The sequence below is a fragment of the Dactylosporangium thailandense genome, from assembly GCF_059739745.1.
Genome location: NZ_AP029195.1, coordinates 2,423,275 through 2,443,895 on the forward strand (window position 1 = coordinate 2,423,275; position 20,621 = coordinate 2,443,895).

The 20,621-nt window shown below is 73.6% G+C and carries 24 protein-coding genes; 8 read left to right on the forward strand and 16 right to left on the reverse strand.

Annotated features, from left to right (window positions below):
- Positions 1-196 precede the first annotated feature (196 nt).
- Complete coding sequence (locus AC6JBM_RS10650) at positions 197-3,199, forward strand: TIM-barrel domain-containing protein (RefSeq protein ID WP_497983432.1); 3,003 nt, start codon at positions 197-199, stop codon at positions 3,197-3,199.
- Between the two features lie 18 nt (positions 3,200-3,217).
- On the opposite strand, the gene AC6JBM_RS10655 is transcribed toward AC6JBM_RS10650, so the two are convergent.
- Positions 3,218-4,675 carry an MFS transporter gene (locus AC6JBM_RS10655; protein WP_497983433.1) on the reverse strand — a complete coding sequence of 486 codons (1,458 nt, stop codon included), beginning with the start codon at positions 4,673-4,675 and terminating at the stop codon, positions 3,218-3,220.
- 97 nt (positions 4,676-4,772) lie between these two features.
- Here AC6JBM_RS10655 and AC6JBM_RS10660 point away from each other — a divergent pair, with 97 nt between their 5' ends.
- The gene (locus AC6JBM_RS10660; RefSeq protein WP_497983434.1) at positions 4,773-5,399 is read left to right on the forward strand and encodes a TetR/AcrR family transcriptional regulator; all 627 of its coding nucleotides are present in this window, start codon (positions 4,773-4,775) and stop codon (positions 5,397-5,399) included.
- Here the strand turns inward: AC6JBM_RS10660 and AC6JBM_RS10665 are convergent.
- Together AC6JBM_RS10665 and AC6JBM_RS10670 are read right to left on the reverse strand one after the other, a co-directional pair.
- On the reverse strand, positions 5,389-6,528 hold the full coding sequence (locus tag AC6JBM_RS10665) for a M20 metallopeptidase family protein (protein ID WP_497983435.1): 1,140 nt from the start codon (positions 6,526-6,528) through the stop codon (positions 5,389-5,391). The two genes, AC6JBM_RS10660 and AC6JBM_RS10665, sit on opposite strands and share 11 nt — an antisense overlap.
- A 145-nt stretch (positions 6,529-6,673) precedes the next feature.
- Complete coding sequence (locus AC6JBM_RS10670; RefSeq protein ID WP_497983436.1) at positions 6,674-7,492, reverse strand: polysaccharide deacetylase family protein; 819 nt, start codon at positions 7,490-7,492, stop codon at positions 6,674-6,676.
- A gap of 180 nt (positions 7,493-7,672) precedes the next feature.
- Here AC6JBM_RS10670 and AC6JBM_RS10675 point away from each other — a divergent pair, with 180 nt between their 5' ends.
- Positions 7,673-8,320, forward strand: coding sequence for a TetR-type transcription factor C-terminal domain-containing protein (locus AC6JBM_RS10675; protein WP_497983437.1), 648 nt, complete (start codon positions 7,673-7,675; stop codon positions 8,318-8,320).
- Positions 8,321-8,323: 3 nt separating this feature from the next.
- Here AC6JBM_RS10675 and AC6JBM_RS10680 read toward each other — a convergent pair whose 3' ends face one another.
- The gene (locus AC6JBM_RS10680; protein WP_497983438.1) at positions 8,324-8,887 is read right to left on the reverse strand and encodes a helix-turn-helix domain-containing protein; all 564 of its coding nucleotides are present in this window, start codon (positions 8,885-8,887) and stop codon (positions 8,324-8,326) included.
- Positions 8,888-8,952: 65 nt separating this feature from the next.
- Here AC6JBM_RS10680 and AC6JBM_RS10685 point away from each other — a divergent pair, with 65 nt between their 5' ends.
- Positions 8,953-9,447, forward strand: coding sequence for a DinB family protein (locus tag AC6JBM_RS10685; protein ID WP_497983439.1), 495 nt, complete (start codon positions 8,953-8,955; stop codon positions 9,445-9,447).
- Here the strand turns inward: AC6JBM_RS10685 and AC6JBM_RS10690 are convergent.
- On the reverse strand, positions 9,434-10,018 hold the full coding sequence (locus AC6JBM_RS10690; RefSeq protein WP_497983440.1) for a TetR/AcrR family transcriptional regulator: 585 nt from the start codon (positions 10,016-10,018) through the stop codon (positions 9,434-9,436). The two genes, AC6JBM_RS10685 and AC6JBM_RS10690, sit on opposite strands and share 14 nt — an antisense overlap.
- 42 nt (positions 10,019-10,060) lie before the next feature.
- On the opposite strand from AC6JBM_RS10690, the gene AC6JBM_RS10695 reads away from it, so the two are divergent.
- Together AC6JBM_RS10695 and AC6JBM_RS10700 are read left to right on the forward strand one after the other, a co-directional pair.
- Complete coding sequence (locus tag AC6JBM_RS10695; RefSeq protein ID WP_497983441.1) at positions 10,061-10,537, forward strand: cupin domain-containing protein; 477 nt, start codon at positions 10,061-10,063, stop codon at positions 10,535-10,537.
- Positions 10,534-10,878 carry a hypothetical protein gene (locus AC6JBM_RS10700; RefSeq protein WP_497983442.1) on the forward strand — a complete coding sequence of 115 codons (345 nt, stop codon included), beginning with the start codon at positions 10,534-10,536 and terminating at the stop codon, positions 10,876-10,878. The genes AC6JBM_RS10695 and AC6JBM_RS10700 overlap by 4 nt, the downstream gene beginning before the upstream one ends.
- 165 nt (positions 10,879-11,043) lie before the next feature.
- Here the strand turns inward: AC6JBM_RS10700 and AC6JBM_RS10705 are convergent, their stop codons facing one another.
- On the reverse strand, positions 11,044-11,757 hold the full coding sequence (locus tag AC6JBM_RS10705; RefSeq protein WP_497983443.1) for a helix-turn-helix domain-containing protein: 714 nt from the start codon (positions 11,755-11,757) through the stop codon (positions 11,044-11,046).
- An 80-nt stretch (positions 11,758-11,837) separates the two neighbouring features.
- Between AC6JBM_RS10705 and AC6JBM_RS10710 the strand changes: the two genes are divergently transcribed.
- Positions 11,838-12,509: a CPBP family intramembrane glutamic endopeptidase gene (locus AC6JBM_RS10710; protein ID WP_497983444.1), complete on the forward strand. Its 672-nt coding sequence runs from the start codon at positions 11,838-11,840 to the stop codon at positions 12,507-12,509.
- Positions 12,510-12,533: 24 nt separating this feature from the next.
- Here AC6JBM_RS10710 and AC6JBM_RS10715 read toward each other — a convergent pair whose 3' ends face one another.
- A complete protein-coding gene (locus AC6JBM_RS10715) occupies positions 12,534-13,130 on the reverse strand; it encodes a dihydrofolate reductase family protein (protein ID WP_497983445.1) in 597 nt (198 codons plus the stop codon).
- A gap of 93 nt (positions 13,131-13,223) precedes the next feature.
- Here AC6JBM_RS10715 and AC6JBM_RS10720 point away from each other — a divergent pair, with 93 nt between their 5' ends.
- Entirely contained in the window at positions 13,224-16,004 is a 2,781-nt protein-coding gene (locus AC6JBM_RS10720) for a helix-turn-helix transcriptional regulator (protein ID WP_497983446.1), read from the forward strand.
- A gap of 13 nt (positions 16,005-16,017) precedes the next feature.
- Here AC6JBM_RS10720 and AC6JBM_RS10725 read toward each other — a convergent pair whose 3' ends face one another.
- Genes AC6JBM_RS10725 through AC6JBM_RS10765 form a run of 9 tightly spaced genes read right to left on the reverse strand, consistent with a single transcriptional unit; the run spans position 16,018 to position 20,620 of the window.
- A complete protein-coding gene (locus tag AC6JBM_RS10725) occupies positions 16,018-16,380 on the reverse strand; it encodes a gas vesicle protein K (protein ID WP_497983447.1) in 363 nt (120 codons plus the stop codon).
- The gene (locus AC6JBM_RS10730; RefSeq protein WP_350617626.1) at positions 16,377-16,562 is read right to left on the reverse strand and encodes a gas vesicle protein; all 186 of its coding nucleotides are present in this window, start codon (positions 16,560-16,562) and stop codon (positions 16,377-16,379) included. The genes AC6JBM_RS10725 and AC6JBM_RS10730 overlap by 4 nt, the downstream gene beginning before the upstream one ends.
- Complete coding sequence (locus AC6JBM_RS10735) at positions 16,559-17,329, reverse strand: GvpL/GvpF family gas vesicle protein (RefSeq protein ID WP_497983448.1); 771 nt, start codon at positions 17,327-17,329, stop codon at positions 16,559-16,561. The genes AC6JBM_RS10730 and AC6JBM_RS10735 overlap by 4 nt, the downstream gene beginning before the upstream one ends.
- The gene (gvpJ, locus tag AC6JBM_RS10740) at positions 17,322-17,660 is read right to left on the reverse strand and encodes a gas vesicle protein GvpJ (protein ID WP_497983449.1); all 339 of its coding nucleotides are present in this window, start codon (positions 17,658-17,660) and stop codon (positions 17,322-17,324) included. Before gvpJ (AC6JBM_RS10740) ends, AC6JBM_RS10735 begins: the two co-directional genes overlap by 8 nt.
- 1 nt (position 17,661) lies before the next feature.
- Positions 17,662-17,991, reverse strand: coding sequence for a gas vesicle protein GvpO (gene gvpO, locus AC6JBM_RS10745; RefSeq protein WP_497983450.1), 330 nt, complete (start codon positions 17,989-17,991; stop codon positions 17,662-17,664).
- A gap of 3 nt (positions 17,992-17,994) precedes the next feature.
- Positions 17,995-18,243: a gas vesicle protein GvpG gene (locus AC6JBM_RS10750; RefSeq protein WP_497983451.1), complete on the reverse strand. Its 249-nt coding sequence runs from the start codon at positions 18,241-18,243 to the stop codon at positions 17,995-17,997.
- Between the two features lie 22 nt (positions 18,244-18,265).
- Positions 18,266-19,024 carry a GvpL/GvpF family gas vesicle protein gene (locus tag AC6JBM_RS10755; protein WP_497983452.1) on the reverse strand — a complete coding sequence of 253 codons (759 nt, stop codon included), beginning with the start codon at positions 19,022-19,024 and terminating at the stop codon, positions 18,266-18,268.
- Position 19,025: 1 nt separating this feature from the next.
- Positions 19,026-19,424 carry a gas vesicle protein GvpJ gene (gene gvpJ, locus AC6JBM_RS10760; RefSeq protein WP_497983453.1) on the reverse strand — a complete coding sequence of 133 codons (399 nt, stop codon included), beginning with the start codon at positions 19,422-19,424 and terminating at the stop codon, positions 19,026-19,028.
- Complete coding sequence (locus AC6JBM_RS10765) at positions 19,421-20,620, reverse strand: SRPBCC family protein (RefSeq protein ID WP_497983454.1); 1,200 nt, start codon at positions 20,618-20,620, stop codon at positions 19,421-19,423. The genes gvpJ (AC6JBM_RS10760) and AC6JBM_RS10765 overlap by 4 nt, the downstream gene beginning before the upstream one ends.
- Position 20,621: the final 1 nt, after the last annotated feature.

The window sequence follows — 20,621 nt, forward strand, 5'->3', positions numbered from 1 at the left end:
AATGTGAAATCCGTCGATATTCAACTGTTGACAAAGCCGACGCGCCGGGATCAGTGTGGGAACCGTTTCCGGCGCGCTCCGTCCGCCAACCCGCCCGGAGACCACCGTCGCCGCGTGCCGTTGCGCGCCCTTCCCCCAACGCCGGATGCCGTGCTGCGCAACGGGTTCGCCCGCCCTGCCGAGGAGAGTCGATGCGATGAAGAGAAGAAACGTGCTCGGGATGGCCGCTGGGCTGTCCATCGGCGCCGTCGCGGTGCCGGGCCGGGCCGAGGCGGCCACCGGGGAGCAGCTGAGCAACTACGCCTCGCACGTGACGGACGCGCGCAGCATCACCGTCACCAGCGCCACGGGCCAGCGGCTGAAGATCACCGCGTACGGCAACCAGATCGTCCGGGTCCGCGCGATCCGCGGCGGGGAGACGTTCTTCGCCGACACGCGGTACGAGATGGTGGTGCCGGCCAACCACGCGGGCATGGGCGGCACCCTGAGCGTCACCGACTCCGGCACCGCTCTGACGATCGTCACCGGCGCGGCGGACGGCATCCGGGTCGTGCTGCAGAAGAACCCGCTGCGGCTGGAGTTCTACCACCGCGGCACCGGGGCCCTGCTGGCGAAGGAGGACGCGACCCGCAGCATCACCTGGGGCGGCACCAACAACAGCGTCATCACCGAGGCGTTCGTCCCGCCGCCCGCCGACGAGCACTTCGTCAAGGCCGGGCACGGGTTCTTCGGGCGCTCGCCCCGCATCGACCGGACCGGCGACGTCGTGGCGCACAACTACGGCTCCGTGCGCGGCGACCAGGCGCCCGCGATCGTGCCGCTCTACCTGTCCACCAAGGGGTACGGCGTCTTCTTCAACACGACCTTCGACGCCACCTTCTCCTTCGCCAGCGGCACCGCCCGGGACTACGCGTTCTCCGCGGACGACCACGGCACCGGCGGCGTCCGGCCGCAGATGGACTACTTCCTCATCAACGGCCCCGAGTTCGCGAAGCTGCTCGACCGCTACACCCAGCTGACCGGGCGCCCGCGCCTGCCGCAGCTGGCCATCTTCGGCCTGCACATGACCGACAAGAACTTCCCCGACGTCAGCGACGAGAACTGGTGGCGCACGAAGATCACCCAGCACCGCAACGCCGGCTTCCCCTTCGACCACCACGTCAACGACAACCGCTGGCGGTCCGGCACGGGCGCGTGGGGCGGCTCGTGGTTCGAGTTCAGCTCCGTGCGCTGGCCCGACCCGGCCGGCTACCAGGCGTGGGCCGCGGACAACGGCGTGACCGTCACCCTCGACTACAACCGCAACAACTCGAACCTCATGGCCGGCTGGGTCGGCGGGCCGCCGCCCGGCTACAGCTTCAAGGCCGCCGACCTCACCGGGGTCGCGGACAACGGCTCGGTGCCCGACTGGAGCAACCCCGCCACCCGCGCCTGGGTGTGGAACGTCTTCTGGTCCAAGGCCCTGAACCCGGCGCTGCACTATCCCGGCGACGGGCTGTGGCTCGACGAGCCCGACGAGCTCGGCCCCATCCCGTTCAACGCCGACACGGCGAACGGCCGGAAATGGTCGGAGCTGCGCAACGCGTACTTCTTCTACCTGCACAAGGGCGTCGGCGAGGAGGGCTGGGATCCGCAGACCGCCGGTCACATCGGCACCGCCAAGCGCCCGTGGACCTGGAGCCGCGGCGCGTCGGCCGGGCAGCAGCGCTACGGCCACTACTGGACCGGCGACATCGCCTCCACCTACAGCGAGATGCAGCAGCAGATCCGGGGCATGCAGGTCGGCGGGCTGGGCGGCTTCCCGTTCTCCAACATCGACGGCGGCGGCTTCCTCGGCGGGACGGGCGGCCTGATCTCCGAGCCGTTCTACCGCAACTGGACGGCGGCCTGGTCGAGCGTGTCACCGATCTGGCGGCCGCACAGCGGGGCCAGCACCACCTCGCAGGGCGCGATCGCCTCCCGCTGGCCCCTCGACCAGAGCGCGGCCATTCAGGCGGACTTCCGCAAGTACGGCGAGCTGCGCTACACCCTCCTGCCGTACATCTACAGCATCGCCCACGAGGCCGCGGCCACGGGCATGCCGATGGCGCGGGCCATGGTCGTCGACTACCAGAACCGGCCCAACGCGTACTCCCACGACCTGCAGTACATGTGGGGGCCGTCGGTGCTCGTCGCGCCCGTGACGTCGGACGGCGGGGCGACCCAGAACGTCTGGCTGCCCGCCGGGGCCACCTGGTACAACCTCTGGGCCGACATCAAGCACGTCGGCACGGACTCGGCCGACCTGCCCTACGTCACCCACACCGGCGAGGTCATCCTGTTCGTCAAGGCCGGCGCGATCCTGCCCAAGTACCAGTACGCGCAGAGCACCGCCTACCTGAACAAGCGGCACCTGGAGATGGAGGTCTACGCCGGCGCCGACGGCACCTTCAACCTGGTGGAGGACGACGGCGTCACCGAGGCCCACCGCGTCTCCGGCGCCAAGAGCGTCACGACCCTCACCTACACCGACGCCGCGACCAGGATCACCGTCGGCCACCCGCAGGGCACCTACACGGGCGCACCGGCCACGCGCCGCTACGTCGTGCGCCTGCACGGGCTGACGGCCCCCGTCGGCATGCGGGTCAACGGCGGTGCCACGCTGCCGTCCTTCACCACCGAGGCGACCGCCGTCACCAGCGGCGGCGGCACCGTGTGGGACGCCGCCCGCAACGTGCTCTCCGTCGTGACCCCGGCCATTGCCACGGTCGTCGGCGGCGGTGTGGCCGCCACGATCGAGCCGAGCGGATCGGCCTTCCCGGCCGCCACGGGCGGCACCGCCTACCAGGCGGAGCGGGCCACGCTCAGCGGCGCCGCCATCGACACCCGCCACCCGGACTACACCGGAACGGGCTTCGTCGACTTCGCCGACGCCTCGGCCAGCGGCGCCTACGTCCAGTGGACCGTCGACGTCCCGGCGGCGGGCACCAGGACGCTGACGTTCCGCTACGCCAACGGCGGCACCGCCAACCGCCCGCTCGCGATCGCGGTCAACGGAGCCACCGTCAACGGCGCGCTGGCGTTCAACCCGACCGGCTCGTGGAGCGCCTGGAGCACCACGTCGTTCACCGCCTCCCTGCCCGCCGGCAGCCAGGTCACGGTGCGGGCCACCACGACCGGCGCCAACGGGGCGAACATCGACAGCCTGACCGTCGGCTGAGCGGCGCCGGCGACGTGCTCAGCGCCGGACCGGCACCTCCAGCCCGGCCGCGCCGAGCACGTCGTCGGCCTCCACCTCGGCCGTGGTGAGCGCGACCGGACGGGCCCGCGGCAGGGCCCAGCCGACCACGGCGGCGGCGATCGCGGCCAGGACCGCGCCGATCACGAAGACGGTCACGAACTGGGCCTCGCGGGGCAGTGGCACCGGGCCCGGGATCGGGTTGCGGGTCATCATGGTGACCACGAACGCGGTGCCCAGGGACATGCCGACCGAGCGGGCGATCGAGTTCACACTGTTGGCGATGCCGGTCTCGGCCGGCTCGACGTGGGCGATGAGGAGCGCGGGCAGCGCCGCGTAGCCGAACGTGACCCCCGTGTTGACCACCAAGGCCCCGACGATGACCTCCCAGGTCGCCGAGTGCAGCACCGCGAGCATGGCGAAGCCGGCGCCGGCCAGGACCGCCGCGATCACCAGCGTCGGCTTCGCCCCGAACCGGGCGACCAGCCGGCCGCCGAGCGGCGCGGTGATGACGCCGCCCGCCGTGCCGGGCAGCAGGTAGACCAGGCTGGCGGCGAGCACCGAGGCGCCGAAGCCGTAGCCGGCGACCGTGTGCGGCGTCTGCACCAGCGCGGAGACGGCCAGGAAGACGGCGAACATCGCGAAGCCGAGGAACAGGCCGGCCGCGTTGGCCACCACGATCGGGCGGTGGCTGAGCATGCGCGGGCTGACCAGCGGGTGCGTGACGCGCCGCTCGAACATGACGAAGACGACCAGCACGACGACCGCGGCGGCCAGCGAGCCGAGCACCCGGGCCGAGCCCCAGCCCCAGCCGTTGCCCTCCTCCAGCGGCAGGATCAGCAGCACCAGGCCGACCCCGAGCAGGGCGGCGCCGGCCCAGTCGAGCCGGCCGGTCGCCGCGCCCGCACGGCGGGGCAGCCGCCAGACGCCGGCCAGGCCGATCGCGGTGAGCGCGGTCGACAGCCAGAACAGCTCGTGGTAGTTGCCGCCGTGGCGCATCAGCAGCCCGGTGACCACGAGGCCGAACCCGGCGCCGATCGAGAGCATGCCGCTGACCAGGGCCATCGCGCCGGTCAGCCGGTGCGGCGGCAGCTCCTCGCGGAGCACGCCGATGGCCAGCGGGAAGAGCCCGAAGCTGGCGGCCTGGGCGACCCGGCCGACGAGCAGCAGCGGAAGGCTGGAGGTGGTGGCGGCGAGCACCGAGCCGAGCAGCACCACGCTCAGCACGCCGAGCATCACCGGGCGGCGGCCGTACAGGTCGCCGAGCCGGCCGAGCATCGGCGTGAACACCGCGGCCGCGAGCAGGTTGGCGGTCACCACCCAGCTGGCCGCGCTGGTCGAGACGCCGAGGTCGGCGCGGATGTCGGCGACGACCGGGACGACCAGGGTCTGCAGCGCCGAGACGAGCAGCACCACGTAGCAGGCGACGGGCAGTGCGAGGCGCGTTCTGAGGATCACAGCCCGAACGTAGACGCGTCGCCCAGGCTTTTCAACACGGTGTCGAAAATAAAAGATGCGGTGTCGATTACACTCGGCGGACGGTACAGTCGACGCCGTGCCAGCCATCAAGAGCCGCCGCGCCCCCACCAAGGGCGACCAGCGGGAGCAGGCCCTGGTCGACGCCGCCCGGGACGTGTTCCGGGACAAGCCGATCAGTCAGGTCACGATCGACGACCTGGCCGGGGCGGCCGGCATCGCACGGTCGGGCTTCTACTTCTACTTCGAGTCCAAGCAGGCGCTGCTGGCCGCGCTCGTCGACCAGCGGCTCGCCGAGGCCGACCTGGAGATGGCCGAGTGGCTCGCCTCGGACGGGCTGGACCGGGGCGCGCTGCGGCGGGGTCTCGCCGCGGGGCTGGCCCGCTGGAAGATCGACGGGCGCTGGCTGCGCGAGGCCTTCATCACGCCCGACCCCGGCCCCGAGGTGCGGCACGTCCGCGACCGGCTGCTGGACGAGGGCTGCACGCTGTTCAGCAGGCGCATCGAGCGCGACGCGCGAGCGGGCCGGACGGTCGTCGGCCCGCCCGACCTGCTCGCCAAGATGGCCATGCACCTGCGCAGCATGACGTTCGCCGACGCCTACGCCGACCCGGGCGCCTACGACGAGGACGAACTGCTCGACACGCTCACCGACGCGATTTTGCGCCTCGTCTACGGCGCGACCCCGGGCAGCGTCAAGGGCTGAGCCGGTCGTGCGCGGCGGTCCGGTGGGACAGCCAGCCCGACATCGCGCGGACGCCGTGGGCGATGGCGCGCTCGTCCGGGTCGAACGCCCCGAAGTGCGGGTACGCCGTCTCGATCGACGCGCCCGGGCGGCGCACGCCGAGGAACGAGTACGTGCCCGGCACCCGTCGCAGGAACAGGCCGAAGTCCTCGCCGTTGAACGGGACGGCGCCGTGCATGACCTCGACGTGGCCGGCGCCCACGCTCCGGCGCAGGTACCGCTCCACCGCCCGGCCGTCCGCCTCGGGCACGATCATCGCCGGGAACGGGTCGGCCGGGTAGGCGACCGTCGCGGATCCGGCCGCGGCGGCCAGGCGCTCGATGTCGTGGCGGACCGCCGTCCAGCGCGCCTCGGGCCAGCACCGGTACGACACCCGCACCTGCGCCCCGTCCGCCGACGCGTTCATGTACACGAACTCGGCGAGCGGCCCGTGCGGCGTCAGCAGTTCGCTGACGAGCCGCTCCAGCTCGGCCGGGCCCGCCGGCGGGCGAATGGTGCCGAGCCCGTTGATCGCCGCGGCCAGCGAGGCCGCGCGCTCGGCGGCGCCGGTCCCGTCGACGGTCACGGTCGCGTGGTCCTGGCCCGGCATGCCGGTGCCGGGCATGACCACGAAGTCGCCGAGCGGGAACGGGCCGCAGTGCAGGGCGTGGATCTCCTCCGGCCGCGTGTGCTCGAGGACGTGGTCGGCGAGCATCGCGGCCGCGCCCGTGAGTGCCTCCTCGCCGGGCTGGAACACGAAGACGACGGTGCCCGCGAGCCGCCGGCGCCCGCGGGCCAGGGCCTCGGCGACGCCCACGCCGATCGTGGTGTGGATGTCGTGCCCGCACAGGTGCGCGGGGTCGGGTCCGCCGGCGATCTGGTCCTGGGGCGGTACCGCATCCATGTCCGCGCGATAGGCGACGGTCCGGCCCCGTCCGGCCCCGCGGAGCACGCCGACGACGCCGTGGCCGCCGACGCCGGTGGTGACGTCGAGGCCCGCCTTGCGCAGGCGGCGCGCGACCACGGCCGAGGTGTAGCGCTCCTCCCCGGCGGTCTCGGGGTGGCGGTGCAGATCGCGGCGCAGCTCGATGAGATCGTCAGGCTCGTCCACGACGCCGAGCATAGGGACGAAGGCCGATGCTGTGCTGGCCCGCAGGAGGGTGCGACGGCTGATTGGCATGCGTTCAGCCTGTCGAGTTTCGGAGCGCCGCACAGTACCGGTGGCCCCCGTCCATCGAGGAGGGTCAGCCCCACCCCTACAGCCCCGAGGCGGGCAGGCCCTCCAGCGTGAAGCGCTCCTGGAGCCAGGGCAGCAGGTACTGGTACGCCGTGATCGTGTTCGGCTGCCCGTTGTCGTGGGACAGCACGATTGAGCCCGGCCGCGTGTGCCGCTGCACCTCGTTCACCACGCGCGAGATGTGCGCCGAGGCGTTGCTGTCGTGCGTGTGCTCCCAGTCGCGCGGGTCCACGTCCCAGTAGATCGAGTCCATGCCGAGCGAGCGCGCCTTGGCCACGAGCGCGGGCGTGAAGTTGCCGCCGGGCGCGCGGAAGTACCGGATCGGCGCGTCGGCACCCACCGCCGCGTGAATCATGTCGTTGGTGTGCTTGAGGTCCCAGTCGATGTACGCGTCGTCGCGCTGGGCGAGGTTCAGCAGGTGCTGCCACGAGTGGTTGCACAGCGTGTGCCCGTCGGCGTAGATGGCCCGGACGAGGTCGGGCCGGTCGCGGACCCGGAAGCCGACCATGCAGAACGTGGCGTGGATGTGCCGCTCCCGCAGCAGGGCGAGCAGCTTCGGGGTGTTGATCGGGTCCGGCCCGTCGTCGAAGGTCAGCGCGACGGACTGGCTGCGGGTGGTGAGGAACGAGCCGACCGGGCCGTCGCCGTCGTGGAACACCGGCGGGGCCGACGGGCTCGCGGAGGGCGTCGGGGACGGCGGCGCGGCGGCGACCGGGGTCGCGGGAACGGCGGGCGCGGCGGGGCTCGCGGCGGGGTTCACGCGGTCGCTGTCGCGGGCGATCGTGCCCAGCAGGAGCAGTACCGCGGCGATCAGCAGGCCGGAAGTCGCAGGGCGCACACCTACCAGACGGCCGAGGGCCGCGACTGGGTTGCAGCGCGTGCGGGTAGTTGACTGACGTCGATCAAGCCATCGTCTATCGTGGACGTCGGCCAGGTTCGGGGGTTGCGTGGCGCGGCCCGAGAGATATCCTTCCGACCGGACGGTACGCTGTGTCGGCAGGAAGAGGGGAGGCCGCAGATGGCCCGTACGACGTCTGCGCGGCCGGAGTCCGCCCGCCGCCGGCAGCGCTGGCCGGGCGGCTACGACCCGGAGAACACGCGCCGGTCGCTCATCGACAGCGCGTTGCAGCTCTTCGAGCGCCAGGGCTTCGACCGCACCTCGGTGCAGGAGATCGCCGACCGGGCACAGCTGACGAAGGGTGCGTTCTACCACCACTTCGAGAGCAAGGACGACCTGCTGCGCACGATCCAGGAGGAATACCTGGAGGCGCAGCTGACCGCGATCAAGAAGATCGAGTCCGGCAGTGACGATCCGAAGACCCGCGTGTCCGAGCTGATTCGCTTCAGCCTGACCAGCGTGGCCGAATACCGTGGTCACGTCACGATTTTCTACCAGGAGCGGCGGTACCTCACCGGCGACCTCTTCGCCGAGGTGACCCGCAAGCGCGATCTGGTCGAGGCCGCGTTCGCCGGGATGGTGGCCGACGGCGTGACGCGGGGCGCGTTCCGGGCGGACGTCGACCCGAGGATCGCGACGTTCGGGCTCGTGGGCATGTGCGCGTGGGCGTACCAATGGCTGAACGTCAGCGGCCCGCTCAGCGTGGACGAGGTCGCCCGGCAGTTCGCCGCGATGGTGCTGCAGGGCCTGGAGGCCCCGGCCGCCTGACGCTCAGAGGTGGGCGCGCTCGCCCTGGGCGCCGAACAGCGTGAGCAGCTCCGCCGGCTGCTCGCCCGCGCTGCCGATCCAATGCGGCAGCGCGGTGTCGAACTCGGCCGCCTCGCCGGGGCCGAGCTCGTACTCCCGGTCGGCGAGCACGAACCGCACCCGCCCGTCGAGGACGTAGAACCACTCGTAGCCCTCGTGGGTCTGCGGGGCCCGGGTCGGCGACCGCCCGGCCGGTGGATAGATGACCTTGTAGGCCTGGATGCCGCCGGGGCGCCGGGTCAGGGGGATCGCGGTCAGCCCGGCGCGCCGCACCGGCCGCAGGTGGATGCGCGGGTCGCCGGTGGGCGGCGCGGCGACCAGGTCGTCGAGCGGCACGGCGTGCGCGCGGGCCAGCGGCAGGAGCTGCTCCAGCGTCGGGCGCAACCGGCCGTTCTCGAGCCGTGACAGGGTGCTCGCGGTCAGGCCGGTCTCGGCCGCCAGCTCCGCCAGCGTGATGCCCCGCGCCTGGCGCAGCGCCCGAAGGCGCGGCCCGACCCCGGCGAGGACGTCTTCTTCGGTGCGGCCCATCGCTCCATCGTGCGGATCCGCAACTTTCCTTGCAAGGCGGGAACGGCCGCGCCGATGCTGGGGTCATGTCGCCGAAGCCTCGCCGGACGAAGGACCTCGGGCCCGCGTGGACCGGCCCGGGGGAGATGGCCACGCTGCTGGGCGTGCTCGACTACCTGCGCGGCTCGATCGCGGGCAAGGTGGCCGACGTGCCGGAGCCGCAGGTGCGCGCGGCCGGGGTGCCGTCCGGGACCAACCTCCTGGGGCTGGTCAAGCACCTGACGCACGTCGAGCGGTTCTACTTCCTCGGCGAGCCGATCGCGAACCTGCGCCGCACCATGCTCCCCGGCCCCGGCGAGACCGTCGACGGCCTGCTCGCCGCCTACCGGCGCACGAACGCCGAGGTGAACGCGGTCGTCGAGGCGTGCCCGGACCTGGGCGGCCCGGCGCCGCGCCCGCCGGGCCGGGGTCCGGCCCCGACGATGCGCTGGGCCCTGGCGCACATGATCGAGGAGACCGCGCGCCACGCCGGTCACGCCGACATCATTCGCGAGCGGCTCGACGGGTCTACGGGCCGCTGACGGCCGCGACCCCCGCCGCGGTCACGCGCCGGGCGGTGGCCACGAGGCTCGCGATCGCGTCGTCGGGGGCCAGGCCGCACAGGTCCGTGAGGGCGAACACCGACTCCGCGCTGACGACGAGCGCGAGGTCGCGGACCAGCTGTTCGACGTCGGCGCGCCCGGCCAGGCCGTTGGCGTCGATCCACGGGGCGAGCGCGTGCTCGATCAGCGCGAACCGCTGCGCCGGCCGCTCCCTGGCGGTCGACGGCTTCGCGATGGACGCGGCCACGACCGCCCGCACGGCGCCCTGCCGGCGCAGGACGGCCCGGCCCAGCACCTCGGCGGCCTGGCCGATCCGCTCGACCGGGTCGTCGCCGGCGGTCATCGAGCGCAGGGCCGCGACCTGGTCCTCCACCATTACGGCGGCGCGCAGGAGCGAGACGAGGTCGGGAAAGTACCGGTACGCGGTCGCCTCGGACACCCGCGCCTCGGCCGCGACCGCCGACATCGTGATCTCCGCGCCGCTGTCCGCGAGGTCACGGGCGGCCGCGAGGATCGCGGACCGGGTGCGTTCCATCTGGTTCGTGCGCATGGTCACTATTGTGCACCCTCGTAATGAGGGTACAGTCGCTTCATGACAGTGAACTCTCATAAGAAGGTCGCGATCGTCGGCCCGGGCGACGGCGAGCTCTTCGTCAACGGCCCGGCGCGGATCCGCATCCTCGAGGACGGCAGCAACACCGACCACCGCCTCGGCCTCGGCGAGATCACGCTGCCCCCGCGCACCCCCGGCCCGCCGCAGCACCGCCACTCCCAGCACGACGAGGGCTTCTACGTGCTGTCCGGCACCGTGCGGTTCACGGTGGGGCAGGACGACCACGACGCCGGCGCCGGGACCTGGGTCATGGTCCCGCCGGGCGCGCCGCACACGTTCGCCAACGTCAGCGACGATTCCGCGGTCATGCTCAACACCTTCACGCCCGACCTGTACGTGCGGTACTTCCGCGACCTCAAGGACATGGTCGAGTCCGGGCAGCCGCTGACGCCCGGCTCGGTGGCCCAGGTGTGGACGAAGTACGGCACCGAGCCATCCACCGAGTACGCGTCGTGACCGTGCTGCTGATCGCCAACACCGTCGCCGCCCTCGCCGGGATCGCCTTCGCGGTGGTGGGCGGCGTGCGGCCGGCGGCGCTGAGCGAGAGCGATCCGCCGACCGTCGGCGAGCGCTTCTACGGGTGGATGTACGCCGTGCGGGGCGTGCCGCTGGGGGTCGCGGCCGGCGTGGTGCCGCTGTGGTGGGCGGGGCCGGCCGGATCCGTCATCCTCCTCGCGGCCGCCGCGTCCCAGGCCGGCGACGCGGCGATCGGCATCGCCCGCCGCAAGTGGACGATGATCGCGGGCGCCTCGCTGCTGACGGTGCTGCACGCGGCCGCGGCCGTCGCCATCGCGTGAGCGGACGCTGCGGCCCCGGCTGAGCGCCCACGCGGTCAGCGGTCGTCGCGCAGCGCCAGGTAGACGGTGTGCACCAGCATCGGCCGGCGGATGCCGCGCAGCACGAGCCAGCGCTCGGTGCGGTGCAGGGTGGCCGCCGGGGTTGCCTTCACACAGGAGATCGAATCACGACGCCCGGAGCATCTCGAACGCCCGCGCCATCGCCTTGAGCTGCGCCTTGTTGAACAGCTCGGCGAAGGCCGGGACGATGACGTCCTCGGCGAACCTCCGGCCCCGCGGCGCGGCGCCGGCCGGGTCGCTCATCCACGGGAATCGGTCATGGTGCGCGCGGATGGCCACGGCCATCTGCGCGGCCAGCTCGCCGATCGCCGCGTCGTCCGCGTCCTCCGCGATCGTCTCGAACGCGTCCTCGAAGTCGTCCCGCTCCGACACGAGTAGCCGCAGGTCGTCGAGCGCGTCGCCGTCGAACACCCGCGAGAAGACGGCGGCCAGCGCCCGGCCCCGCTCGCCGAGCTGGTCGGCGACCGGCCCGAACGGCGGCGGCGTGTCGATCGGCGCCCGGTGCCGGAGGGTGACGGCGAGCTCGGCCCGGATCCGCTGCAGGCGCGCGATGGTGCCGGCGAGCTCGGCGTCCAGCATTCGGATGGCCTCGTCGGGGTCCTCGTCCGCCCGCCCCATCGCGCCGATCTGCGCCAGGGGCACGCCGAGGTCGCTCATCCGCTTGATCTGGAGCAGCCGGACGAGGTGACCGGGCTTGTACTGCTTGTAGCCGTTCGACATCCGCTCGGGCTCGTCGAGCAAACCGATCCGGTGGTAGTGGCGCACCGCCTTGACGGTGACGCCGCCGAGCTCGGCGAGCTGCCTGGTACTCCACGCCATACGAGCCAGTGAAAACCATGCCCCAGGGGCACGGTCAAGCACTTGACCCGGCCCCAAGGGCACGCTCTGCACTGGAGCCCATGACGGAAACCCCAGATCGCCGGCCCGGCTGGCTCGAGCTCGGCGTCGCCCTCATCGCGGCCGTGGTGGTGTACGCCGGTGGCCTCGTCCTGCTCGTGGCGTTCCCGGCGGGCACCCCGGCCCTCGAGGGCATCGCCCAGCTCGCGTTCTCCGGCCTGGCGCCCCTCGCGGTGTTCGCGATCGTCGTGGCGGTCCGCATCCGCGGCCTGCGGGCGTTCGGCGTGCGCCGTGTCGACCCGAAGTGGCTGCTCGTCGCCGTCGGTCTCGCCGCGGCGTGCCTCGCCGTGATCCGGACCTTCGACGTCGTCGTCGCGCGGCTGTACCCGAACCTCGACGACGCCCAGGGCGACCTGCGCGCCGCGTCCGCCGCCGGCCTCGCCACGCTGATCGCCACCATCGCCCTGGGCGGCCTGTTGACCCCGCTCGGCGAGGAGCTGCTGTTCCGGGGCGTGATCGCCCGCTTCCTGCAGCGCTGGGGCACCTGGGTGACCGTGCTCGTGAGCGCCTTCGTCTTCGCGCTCTGGCACGGCATCAGCCTCGTGTTCCCGTCCGCGTTCCTCGTCGGCCTCGTCAACGGCTGGCTGCTCTGCCGGACCAGGTCGATCTGGCCCGGCGTCGTCCTGCACGCCGTCTACAACACGTCGTTTCTCCTCCTCTACGCGTTCGCGTGAGACCGGCCGCCGGGGCGGTCTCCCTCACTGGTCCCGGGCACGGTCGTAGAGCAGGCACAGCGCGCCGCTCTCGGTCGCGGTGCTGTCCGCGAGCCGCCAGGAGCCCGCCGGACCGTCGTCGAAGAGGCGGGCGCCGCCGCCGACCAGCTCCGGGCACAGCGTCACGCTGAGCCGGTCGACCTCGTCGGCGTCGAGCAGCCGCCGGATGACACTGGTGCTGGCGAGCACGATGATGTCGCCGCCGGGCTCGCCGCGCAGCTGCTGCACGGCGGTGACCGGGTCGGTGCCGGCGAGGCGGGCGTTGTCCCACTCGACCTCGGTCAGCGTCGTGGAGAAGACGACCTTCTCGACCCCGTTCAGCCAGCGGGAGAACGTGCGGTCGTCGGCGTGCGCGTTCTCGTCGTCGGCGACGGCGGGCCAGAAGCCGGCGAAGCCCTGGTAGTTCTTGCGGCCGAGCAGGGCGGTGGTGGCCGCGCCGGTGACGCGTACCATGTGGCTGCGCGCGCCCGGGCTCACGGCGTGCGGGACGATCCAGGCCATGTCGAAGTCCCCGCCGCGGCCGGTCACGCGACCGTCGAGGGAGAGGGAGATGTTGGCGACGACGCGCCGGTGCTGAGTCATGTTCGATAGGTTCTCCCGCGAGGCGGCTCCGGGTCGTCGCCAGACTTGATGACATCGAGCCCGGGATTTCCCGGGACTGCGGGGAGGCGGGGCATGGCGGTCGTCAGTCCGGTGCTGGTCGGCCGCGCGGCCGAGACCGCCGCGCTGCGCTCGGCGTACGCGCGGGCTCCGGTCACCGTGCTCGTCACCGGCGAGGCCGGCATCGGCAAGTCCCGCCTGGTCACCGACGCGCTGCGGGACCTGCCGGGCGACCCGCTGGTGCTCGTCGGCGCCTGCCTGGAGCTCGGCGCGGAGGGTGCACCCTACGTGCCGTTCGTCGCCGTTGTCCGTGACCTCGTGCGGCATCTCGGCCTCGACGCCGTGCGGGCACTGCTGCCCGCCGACGGGTCCGCCCTCGGCGACTGGCTGCCCGGCCTCGGCCCGGCGCCGGCCCGCTACGCCCGGACCCGGCTGCTGGAGGAGGTGCTCGCGCTCGCCGGGCGCGTCGCCGAGGCCCGGCCGCTCGTGCTCGTGGTCGAGGACCTGCACTGGGCCGACGCGTCCACGCGGGAGCTGTTCGCGTACCTGGCCCGCAACGCCGCCGGGTCCGTCCTGCTGGTCGGCACGTCGCGCGCCGGCGGCACCCCGGACCGGCGCCTGCTCGCCGAGCTCGGGCGCCGCGCCGACGTCGTCCGGATGCCGCTCGCGCCGCTCGCCCCGCCGCAGGTCGCCGAGCTGCTCGCGGCCATCGACGGCCGGCCGCCCGAGCCCGAGCGCGTCCGCCGCATCCACGGGCGCAGCGGCGGCAACCCGCTGTTCGTGGAGGCGCTCAGCGAGGCGGGCGAGGCCCCGGCCTCCCTGCGCGAACTGCTGCTCGCCCGGGTCGCGGACCTGCCGGAGCCCCTCGGCGAGCTGCTGTCCGCGTTGGCCGTTTCCGGCGGCGGTACCGTCGAATCGGTCCTCGCATCCGTCACCGCCCTCCCGCCCGTCCAGCTGGGCCGCGCCCTGCACGATCTCGCCGAACGGCGCCTGGTTTCGGCGCGCGGCGAGCGGTACGAAATCCGGCACGATGTTCTTCGCGAGGCGGTCCACGACGCGCTCCTGCCGGGGGAGCGGCGCCGGTTGCATCGCCGGTTCGCGGTCGCGCTCACGGATCACGAGCCCGACGGGGCCGCGCTCGCCGAGCACTGGACCGCGGCCGGGGAGCCCGATGCCGCCCTGCCGGCCGCGTGGCGCGCCGCCGCCCGGGCCGAGCGCCAGCACGCCCACGACGAGCGGCTGCACCTGCTCGGCCTGATCCTGCGGCAGTGGGACCCCTCCGGCCCGACAGCCACCGGGGCCGGCCTCGAGCGCGGCGACGTCCTCGAGCAGGCCGCGCGGGCGGCGTTCGCGGCGGGCCGCTCCGCCCGCGGCGTCGACCTCGCCACGGACGCCCTCGACGAGCTCGACCGGGCCGCCGAGCCGGAGCGGGCGGCGCGGCTGCTGGGGCTGCGCGGGCGGCTGCGGCAGCGCGTCGACGGCACCGGCGCCGACGACCTCGCGGCCGCGGTGGCGCTCCTGCCGCCGGGCGCCCCGCCGGGCCTGCGCGCGGAGCTGCTGTCGGCCCTCGCGTTCGCGGGCGTCGGCGGGCACCGGGCGGCCGAGAGCCGGGCGGCGGCCACCGAGGCCCTGCGCATCGCCGACGAGCTCGACGACGACGCGTTGCGGGCACCGGCCCTGCTCGTGCTAGCCACCCTGCACGGCGACCGAGCCGGCTTCGCCGCCGCCCGCCGCCTCGCCCGGCAGGCCGGCGACGAGCACACCTACCTGACGACGTTCCAGTGGGAGGCGCTCCGGCTGGGCGCCGACGGCCGGTACGCCGACGCGGCCGGCCTCGCGCAGGAGGGCCGGGCGGAGGCCGAACGCCTCGGCCACGCCCGCTCCCGCGGCACCATGCTCGCCAAGGCCCAGGCGGAGAACCTGGCGGCGCTGGGCCGCTGGGACGAGGCCGGGGCGATCGTCGAGGAGGCGCTCGCCGAGGGGCCGCCGCCGCTGTACGCCGCGGCCCTGCGCCTGGTCGCCGCCGGCATCGCCGCCGCCCGGGGCCGGACCGACCGCCTCGAGGTGCTGCTGCGCCAGCTGGTCGAGTTCGCCACGCACGCGGCCGGGGCCGAGGAGCTGAAGGCCGACATCGCCGTCGCTCGCCTCGAGTGGGCGGCGGCCCGGGGCGACTACGAGGCGGCCGACGAGATCCTGGGCGAGCACCTCCCGGCGGCCCGGGAGTCGTGGCTGCCGCCGCAGGCCCTGCGCCTCGCCGTGGCCGGCGCGCGGCTGCAGCGGGCCCGGCGCGCCGCGGCCCCGCGCAACCGCCGGGTCGCCGACGCGGTCGCGGCCCGCCTCGCCGAGCTCACCGCGCTGTCGGCGCACGGCCTGGACGCACACCGCCTCACCGTGGCGGCGACGACGGCCGACGAGCTGGCGGCCTGGGACCGGGCGGCCGCGGCGTGGCGGGCGCTGGGCCAGCGGTACGAGACCGCGCTGGTACTGACCGACGCCGCCGCCCGCGCGCTGGCGTCGAACAACCGGCCCGGCGCCCGCTCCCGGCTGGCCGAGGCGCGCGCGATCGCCGCCGACCTCGGGGCCGCGCCGCTGCTGGCGCGCATCGACGACCTGGCGCACCGCGGCCGGCTCGACGGCACCGCGGCCGAGCCGGCGCCGGGCGGCTTCGGCCTGACCGCCCGCGAGCTGGACGTGCTGCGCGTGCTGGCCCGCGGCCGCTCGAACGCCGAGATCGCCGCGGAGCTGTTCGTGAGCGTGAACACGGTGAACACGCACGTGGCGCGGATCCTGGCGAAGCTCGGGGTCGCGACCCGTACCGAGGCCGCCGCCCGGGCCCTCGAGCACGGCCTGCGGTGACGGTCTCAGCCGCTCACGGCTGCGGGGGATGACCGCCCGCGTCGCCGGGCGGGTCGGGCAGCAGCGGCCCGAGCGGCCCGAGATCGATGTTGAGGTCCGCGGCCGAGAGCCCGAAGTGCTCCCGCAGCTCGGTCATGCGCTCCTCGAGGGCCATGAGCGTGGCCCCGATCTCCTCGATCTGGTCGTCGGTGAGGTCCCCGACGTCGATGCGGCGCAGCGCCTGGCGCTCCATCAGCTGCCGCAGCAGCTCCACGACGGTGAGCACCAGGCTCGCGAAGCCGCGCTCGACGCCTTCGCGGTCGACCTCGATCCGCTGCCGGCGGGCCGGGGGCGCGGGACCTTCGCCTCCGCCTTCGTGTTCGCCGAAGGCGGTCATGGCTGTCGTGGCGCGACGGTGCTTGCCGACGCGACGAGGGCGCGCAGCGAGATGTAGACCAGGTCGACGCCGGCGATCGACAGGGTCACCTCGCCGGTGATGACGACGCCGGTGCCGAGGAGCCGGTCGAGCAGGTCGACGAGCGCCACCGGCTGGGAGCGCATCACGGAGTCCGACGTCATGGCGGTGCCGGTTCCGTGCCGGTGAACGAGTACGGCGGCCAGGGCCCGGTGAGCTCCAGGGACAGCTCGGCGTGGCGGGCGGCCTGGGCGGCGACGAGGTCGGCGAACGGGCCGGAGCGGCCCCGGTCGACCAGGTAGGCGCCGTTGAGCACCATCGTCTCGGCGCGGCCGGTCAGCCGCCGGTCCTGGGGCGGATGCCGGCGCGCCGCCGCGGCGTCGGCGGCGAGGGCCAGGTGCGTCGCCTCGGCGCCCTCGGCGGCGTGCTGCCGCCACACGTCGTCGGCGGCCAGCCGGGCCCGGCGGCGGTCCAGGTAGGCGGTGCCCGGGCGGCCCGCGGCCGGGCCGGAGGGTTCGCCGGCCGGAGACGCGGGCGGTTCGGCGTACATCTTCACGCCCCACTCGGCCCGGCCGCCGACCCGGTCCAGGACGGCCTCGAGCTCCTCGCGGCGCTGCCGGAGCATCTCGAGGACGCCGGCGTCGTCGTGGTACACGGTGGCGAGGCGGGCCGGGACGACGGCGTGCTCGCGCGCGAGCGCGGCCACGACGGCGTGGTGGGCCCGGGCCGCCCGGTCCAGCCAGGCGAGGTCCTCGAGGTTGCGGCGCAGCGCCTCCTCGCCGAACTCGGCGAGGTCGACGGGGCAGACCGCGGCGGCGAGGGGTCCGGCCGCGAGCGTGCGCACGGCGCCGCCGGCGACCCCGACGAGGCCGTCGACGGCGCCGGGCTCGAGGTCACGCGCCACGGCGTGCAGCCAGACTCCGTCACTCATGCTTGTCCTCCGCGTCGCCCTGCTCGAGCTGCGCGGCCGCGGCGCCGGGCGCGAGCGGCTTGCGGGCCTGCGAGGTGAGCCACGGGTCATGCTCCCACCAGTCGATGCCCATCTGCCGGGCCGTGTCGACCGAGGCGACCACCAGCCGCAGCTTGATCGTCAGCAGCTCGATGTCGAGCAGGCTCACCCGGATGTCGCCGACGATGACGATGCCGCGGTCGAGGACACGCTCCAGGATGTCGCCGAGGTTCGCCGGCTGAGGCCCGGCGACGGCCGGCGAGCGGGGGGCGCCGGAGGCGAGCACGGACTCCGAGCGCGGGTTCTGGCGCATGTCAGCCGACCTCCGTGTCACCCTTGCCGCGCGAGAACCGCCGGATGCGCCGCAGCCCGGTCAGCTCACCGTCCGCGGTGACCTGGGCCCGGTAGGTCGCCAGCATGTCGCTGGACGACGGGATGCGACGGTCCTCGATGACCTCGATCTCGACCAGCCAGCCGCCGTCGTCGTCCGGCTCCAGGGCGGTGATGCCCGACGGCGCCTTGCCGGTCAGCTCGGCGACGTCGCGCATGGCCGTCGCGGCGATCATGCCCGGCGCCAGCGCCTCGCCTTCGTCGTCGTAGGTGTACCGGTCGTTGCCGGCGTTGTCGTCACGGGAACCACGCACGGCTCAGCCCTCCTGCTCGGGGTTGCCGACCGGCCCCAGCAGGCGGCTGATCAGCTCCTGCTGGCGCTGCTCGGCCTCCGCCGGGTCGATCCGCCCGGCGGCGCGGGCCTCGTCGATCTGCTGGATCTGGCGCCGGATCACCGCCGGGTCGAACAACTCGTGGTTGACCTGATCACGGATCAGTTCGCCGGCCCAGACCACCACCCGCACCGGCGCGAGCGGGGCGGTCAGGATCGCGGTGATGAGGCCCATGGTGCATCTCCGCCAATCTCCGTCAGTCTCCCGGGCGCAGGTCCGCGACGAAGTCGTACGGCGCGATCGGACCGAGCAGCCGGATGGTGAGCTTCCCTTCCCGGTCCGTGGCCAGCTTCTCGACCGTCCGCACGAGGTCGTGTTCCCGGTCCAGGCCGGTGAGCACGGCCACCGTGGCGGCCTCGTACTCCCCGGTCGCCTCGCGGGTGACGACCCCGGCGGCCACCGGCGCGACGGCCTCGGCCAGCGCCCGGCCGTCCGTCTGCCGGCGGGCCTCGATGGCCTCGTTGACGGCCTGGCCGAGCGCGATCCGCTCGCCGTGGACCGCCTCCTCGGGCTTGCCGCGGACCGCCGCCTGCAGCTGTTGGATCCGCGGGTCCTCCGCGAGCACGTCCTGCAGCACCGTGTCCTGCACGTACTGGGCGGAGACCACGTACTGCGCCTTGCCGTCCAGCTGGCGCAGCGCCGCTTCGAACTCGTCGTGGTGGGCCGCGAGCAGCTCGTCGACGACCGCCTGCCGGTCCGTCACCACAGCGCCGAAGCGCACCGGCAGCACCGGTACCACGGCGGCGGTCGCGTCCAGCAGCGCCTCGTGGCCGAGCAGGTCGTCGGGCGTGCCGAGCTGGCGGTCGAGATCGAGCTCGCTCACCAGGGCCGCGATCCGGCCGTGGCGCACCACCGTCACGGGGGTGGAGTCCCCGCCGACGCCCCGGGCCGCGGGGTCGGCTTCGACGTCGGCCGGGACGATGCCGTAGATGTAGACGCCGGTGACGGCCGCCATGTCAGTCTCCCTCCCGTCGCCGCCGGCGAGGCACCCGCTCGGGCTCCTCGCCGGGTTCGAGGATGTCGCGGACCTTCTCGCCGGCCGCCTCGAGCACGCCCTTCGTCTTGTGTTTGGCGCCGCCCTGCGCCATGTCCCCTACGAGCTCCGGCAGCCCGGCCTTGTCCTGCGAGATGTCCAGCCGGTTGACCGCCTCGGCGAAGCGCAGATAGGTGTCGACGCTGGCCACCACGATGCGGGCGTCGATGGTCAGCAGCTCGATGCCGACGAGCGAGACCCGCACGTACGCGTCGATGACGAGTCCCTTGTCGAGGATCGTGTCGATCACCTCGGCCAGCGACGTCGATGTCGGCCGTTCGATGCCGCCGCCGCCGCTGCGCGGCTGCAAGGACGTGCTCATCGTCCACCCCTCCGATCGCCGCTACTCGGCTCCCGCCGCGCCCGCACGGGCCGCTCCGCGCGCTCGGGCCGCTCGGGGCGCTCGGGCCGCTCGGGGCGCTCGGGCCGCTCGGGGCGCTCGGGGCGCTCGGGGCGTCGCCGCGGCCGTGCTGGCCGCTGCGGGCCGCGATCCTCCGGCTCCTCCGCCTTGCCCTCCTCGGGCTCTTCCTCCTCCTCTTCGTGCTCTTCCTCTTCGGGTTCGTGCTCTTCCTCTTCGGCCTCTTCCTCTTCGGGCTCCTCGGGCTCCTCGGGCTCCTGCTCCTCGGCTTCCTCGGCTTCCTCGGCTTCCTCGGCTTCCTGGGGCTTCTGCTCCTCCTGCTCCTGCTCCTCGCGCAGGGCGGTCTCGTGGTCCTTCACGACCTGGCCGTCACGGATCTCGCCGCGCCAGCCCTCGACGTCCTCCTGGTTCATGACCGTCTGCGTCATGACGTGCCGCCGGAAGTGCTTGAACTCCAGCCGGGCCCGGCGGCCCTGGGCTCGCCACAGGTTTCCGGTGCGTTCGAACAGACCCTGCGGGTGGTACTCCATCGCCAGCATGATTCGCGTCAGATTCGGCGCAAGCTCGTGGAAGGTGACCGAGCCGTCGACGTGGCCCTTGGCCCCCTTCGAACGCCAGACGATGTTGTAGTCCGGGATCTGCTGGACGATCGTGGCCTCCCAGGTGCGATGCGACCAGAAGACCTGGGCCTTCCAGGTGTTCTTCTCGTCCGACTGCTGTTCGACGCTCTCGACCTTCTTCATGAAGCTCGGGAATTGGGCGAACTGTGTCCACTGGTTGTAGGCGACCTTCACCGGCACACCGACGTCCTGTGACTCCTCGATGTTGGTGAGCTTCAGCTTCTTGGGCTTGTTGCCTCGGCCGAACAGGCCCTTGATCTTCTCCTTGATGCCGGCAAACCCCCCGGAGAACGCCGCCCGGGCCGGTGACTTGCCCTCGGCGAGCTTCTGGGCGCCCGCCGCGGCGGCCTTGAGCTTGGGTTCGCCCGATTGGTCGGCGTACTCGGTCAGGCGGTCCGTCACCGAGCCGACCCGCCGGCCGACCGCATTGATCGCGCGGCGCCCGGCGGCCGCCGCCAGTCCCTGCAACTGCTCCAGCAGCAGCTGGCCGAGCTTCTCGCCGAAGCCGCTTGTGGCTCGCCCACTCGCTTGTCCAGCCATG

Bases quoted from the DNA above. Each gene is read 5' to 3' on its own strand.
- AC6JBM_RS10650 (WP_497983432.1), top strand. From the start codon at position 197: ATGAAGAGAAGAAACGTGCTCGGGATGGCCGCTGGGCTGTCCATCGGC.
- AC6JBM_RS10675 (WP_497983437.1), top strand. From the start codon at position 7,673: ATGGCCCGTACGACGTCTGCGCGGCCGGAGTCCGCCCGCCGCCGGCAG.
- AC6JBM_RS10680 (WP_497983438.1), bottom strand. From the start codon at position 8,887: ATGGGCCGCACCGAAGAAGACGTCCTCGCCGGGGTCGGGCCGCGCCTT.
- AC6JBM_RS10685 (WP_497983439.1), top strand. From the start codon at position 8,953: ATGTCGCCGAAGCCTCGCCGGACGAAGGACCTCGGGCCCGCGTGGACC.
- AC6JBM_RS10690 (WP_497983440.1), bottom strand. From the start codon at position 10,018: ATGCGCACGAACCAGATGGAACGCACCCGGTCCGCGATCCTCGCGGCC.
- AC6JBM_RS10695 (WP_497983441.1), top strand. From the start codon at position 10,061: ATGACAGTGAACTCTCATAAGAAGGTCGCGATCGTCGGCCCGGGCGAC.
- AC6JBM_RS10705 (WP_497983443.1), bottom strand. From the start codon at position 11,757: ATGGCGTGGAGTACCAGGCAGCTCGCCGAGCTCGGCGGCGTCACCGTC.
- AC6JBM_RS10710 (WP_497983444.1), top strand. From the start codon at position 11,838: ATGACGGAAACCCCAGATCGCCGGCCCGGCTGGCTCGAGCTCGGCGTC.
- AC6JBM_RS10715 (WP_497983445.1), bottom strand. From the start codon at position 13,130: ATGACTCAGCACCGGCGCGTCGTCGCCAACATCTCCCTCTCCCTCGAC.
- AC6JBM_RS10720 (WP_497983446.1), top strand. From the start codon at position 13,224: ATGGCGGTCGTCAGTCCGGTGCTGGTCGGCCGCGCGGCCGAGACCGCC.
- AC6JBM_RS10725 (WP_497983447.1), bottom strand. From the start codon at position 16,380: ATGACCGCCTTCGGCGAACACGAAGGCGGAGGCGAAGGTCCCGCGCCC.
- AC6JBM_RS10730 (WP_350617626.1), bottom strand. From the start codon at position 16,562: ATGACGTCGGACTCCGTGATGCGCTCCCAGCCGGTGGCGCTCGTCGAC.
- AC6JBM_RS10735 (WP_497983448.1), bottom strand. From the start codon at position 17,329: ATGAGTGACGGAGTCTGGCTGCACGCCGTGGCGCGTGACCTCGAGCCC.
- gvpJ (WP_497983449.1), bottom strand. From the start codon at position 17,660: ATGCGCCAGAACCCGCGCTCGGAGTCCGTGCTCGCCTCCGGCGCCCCC.
- AC6JBM_RS10750 (WP_497983451.1), bottom strand. From the start codon at position 18,243: ATGGGCCTCATCACCGCGATCCTGACCGCCCCGCTCGCGCCGGTGCGG.
- AC6JBM_RS10755 (WP_497983452.1), bottom strand. From the start codon at position 19,024: ATGGCGGCCGTCACCGGCGTCTACATCTACGGCATCGTCCCGGCCGAC.
- gvpJ (WP_497983453.1), bottom strand. From the start codon at position 19,424: ATGAGCACGTCCTTGCAGCCGCGCAGCGGCGGCGGCGGCATCGAACGG.
- AC6JBM_RS10765 (WP_497983454.1), bottom strand. From the start codon at position 20,620: ATGGCTGGACAAGCGAGTGGGCGAGCCACAAGCGGCTTCGGCGAGAAG.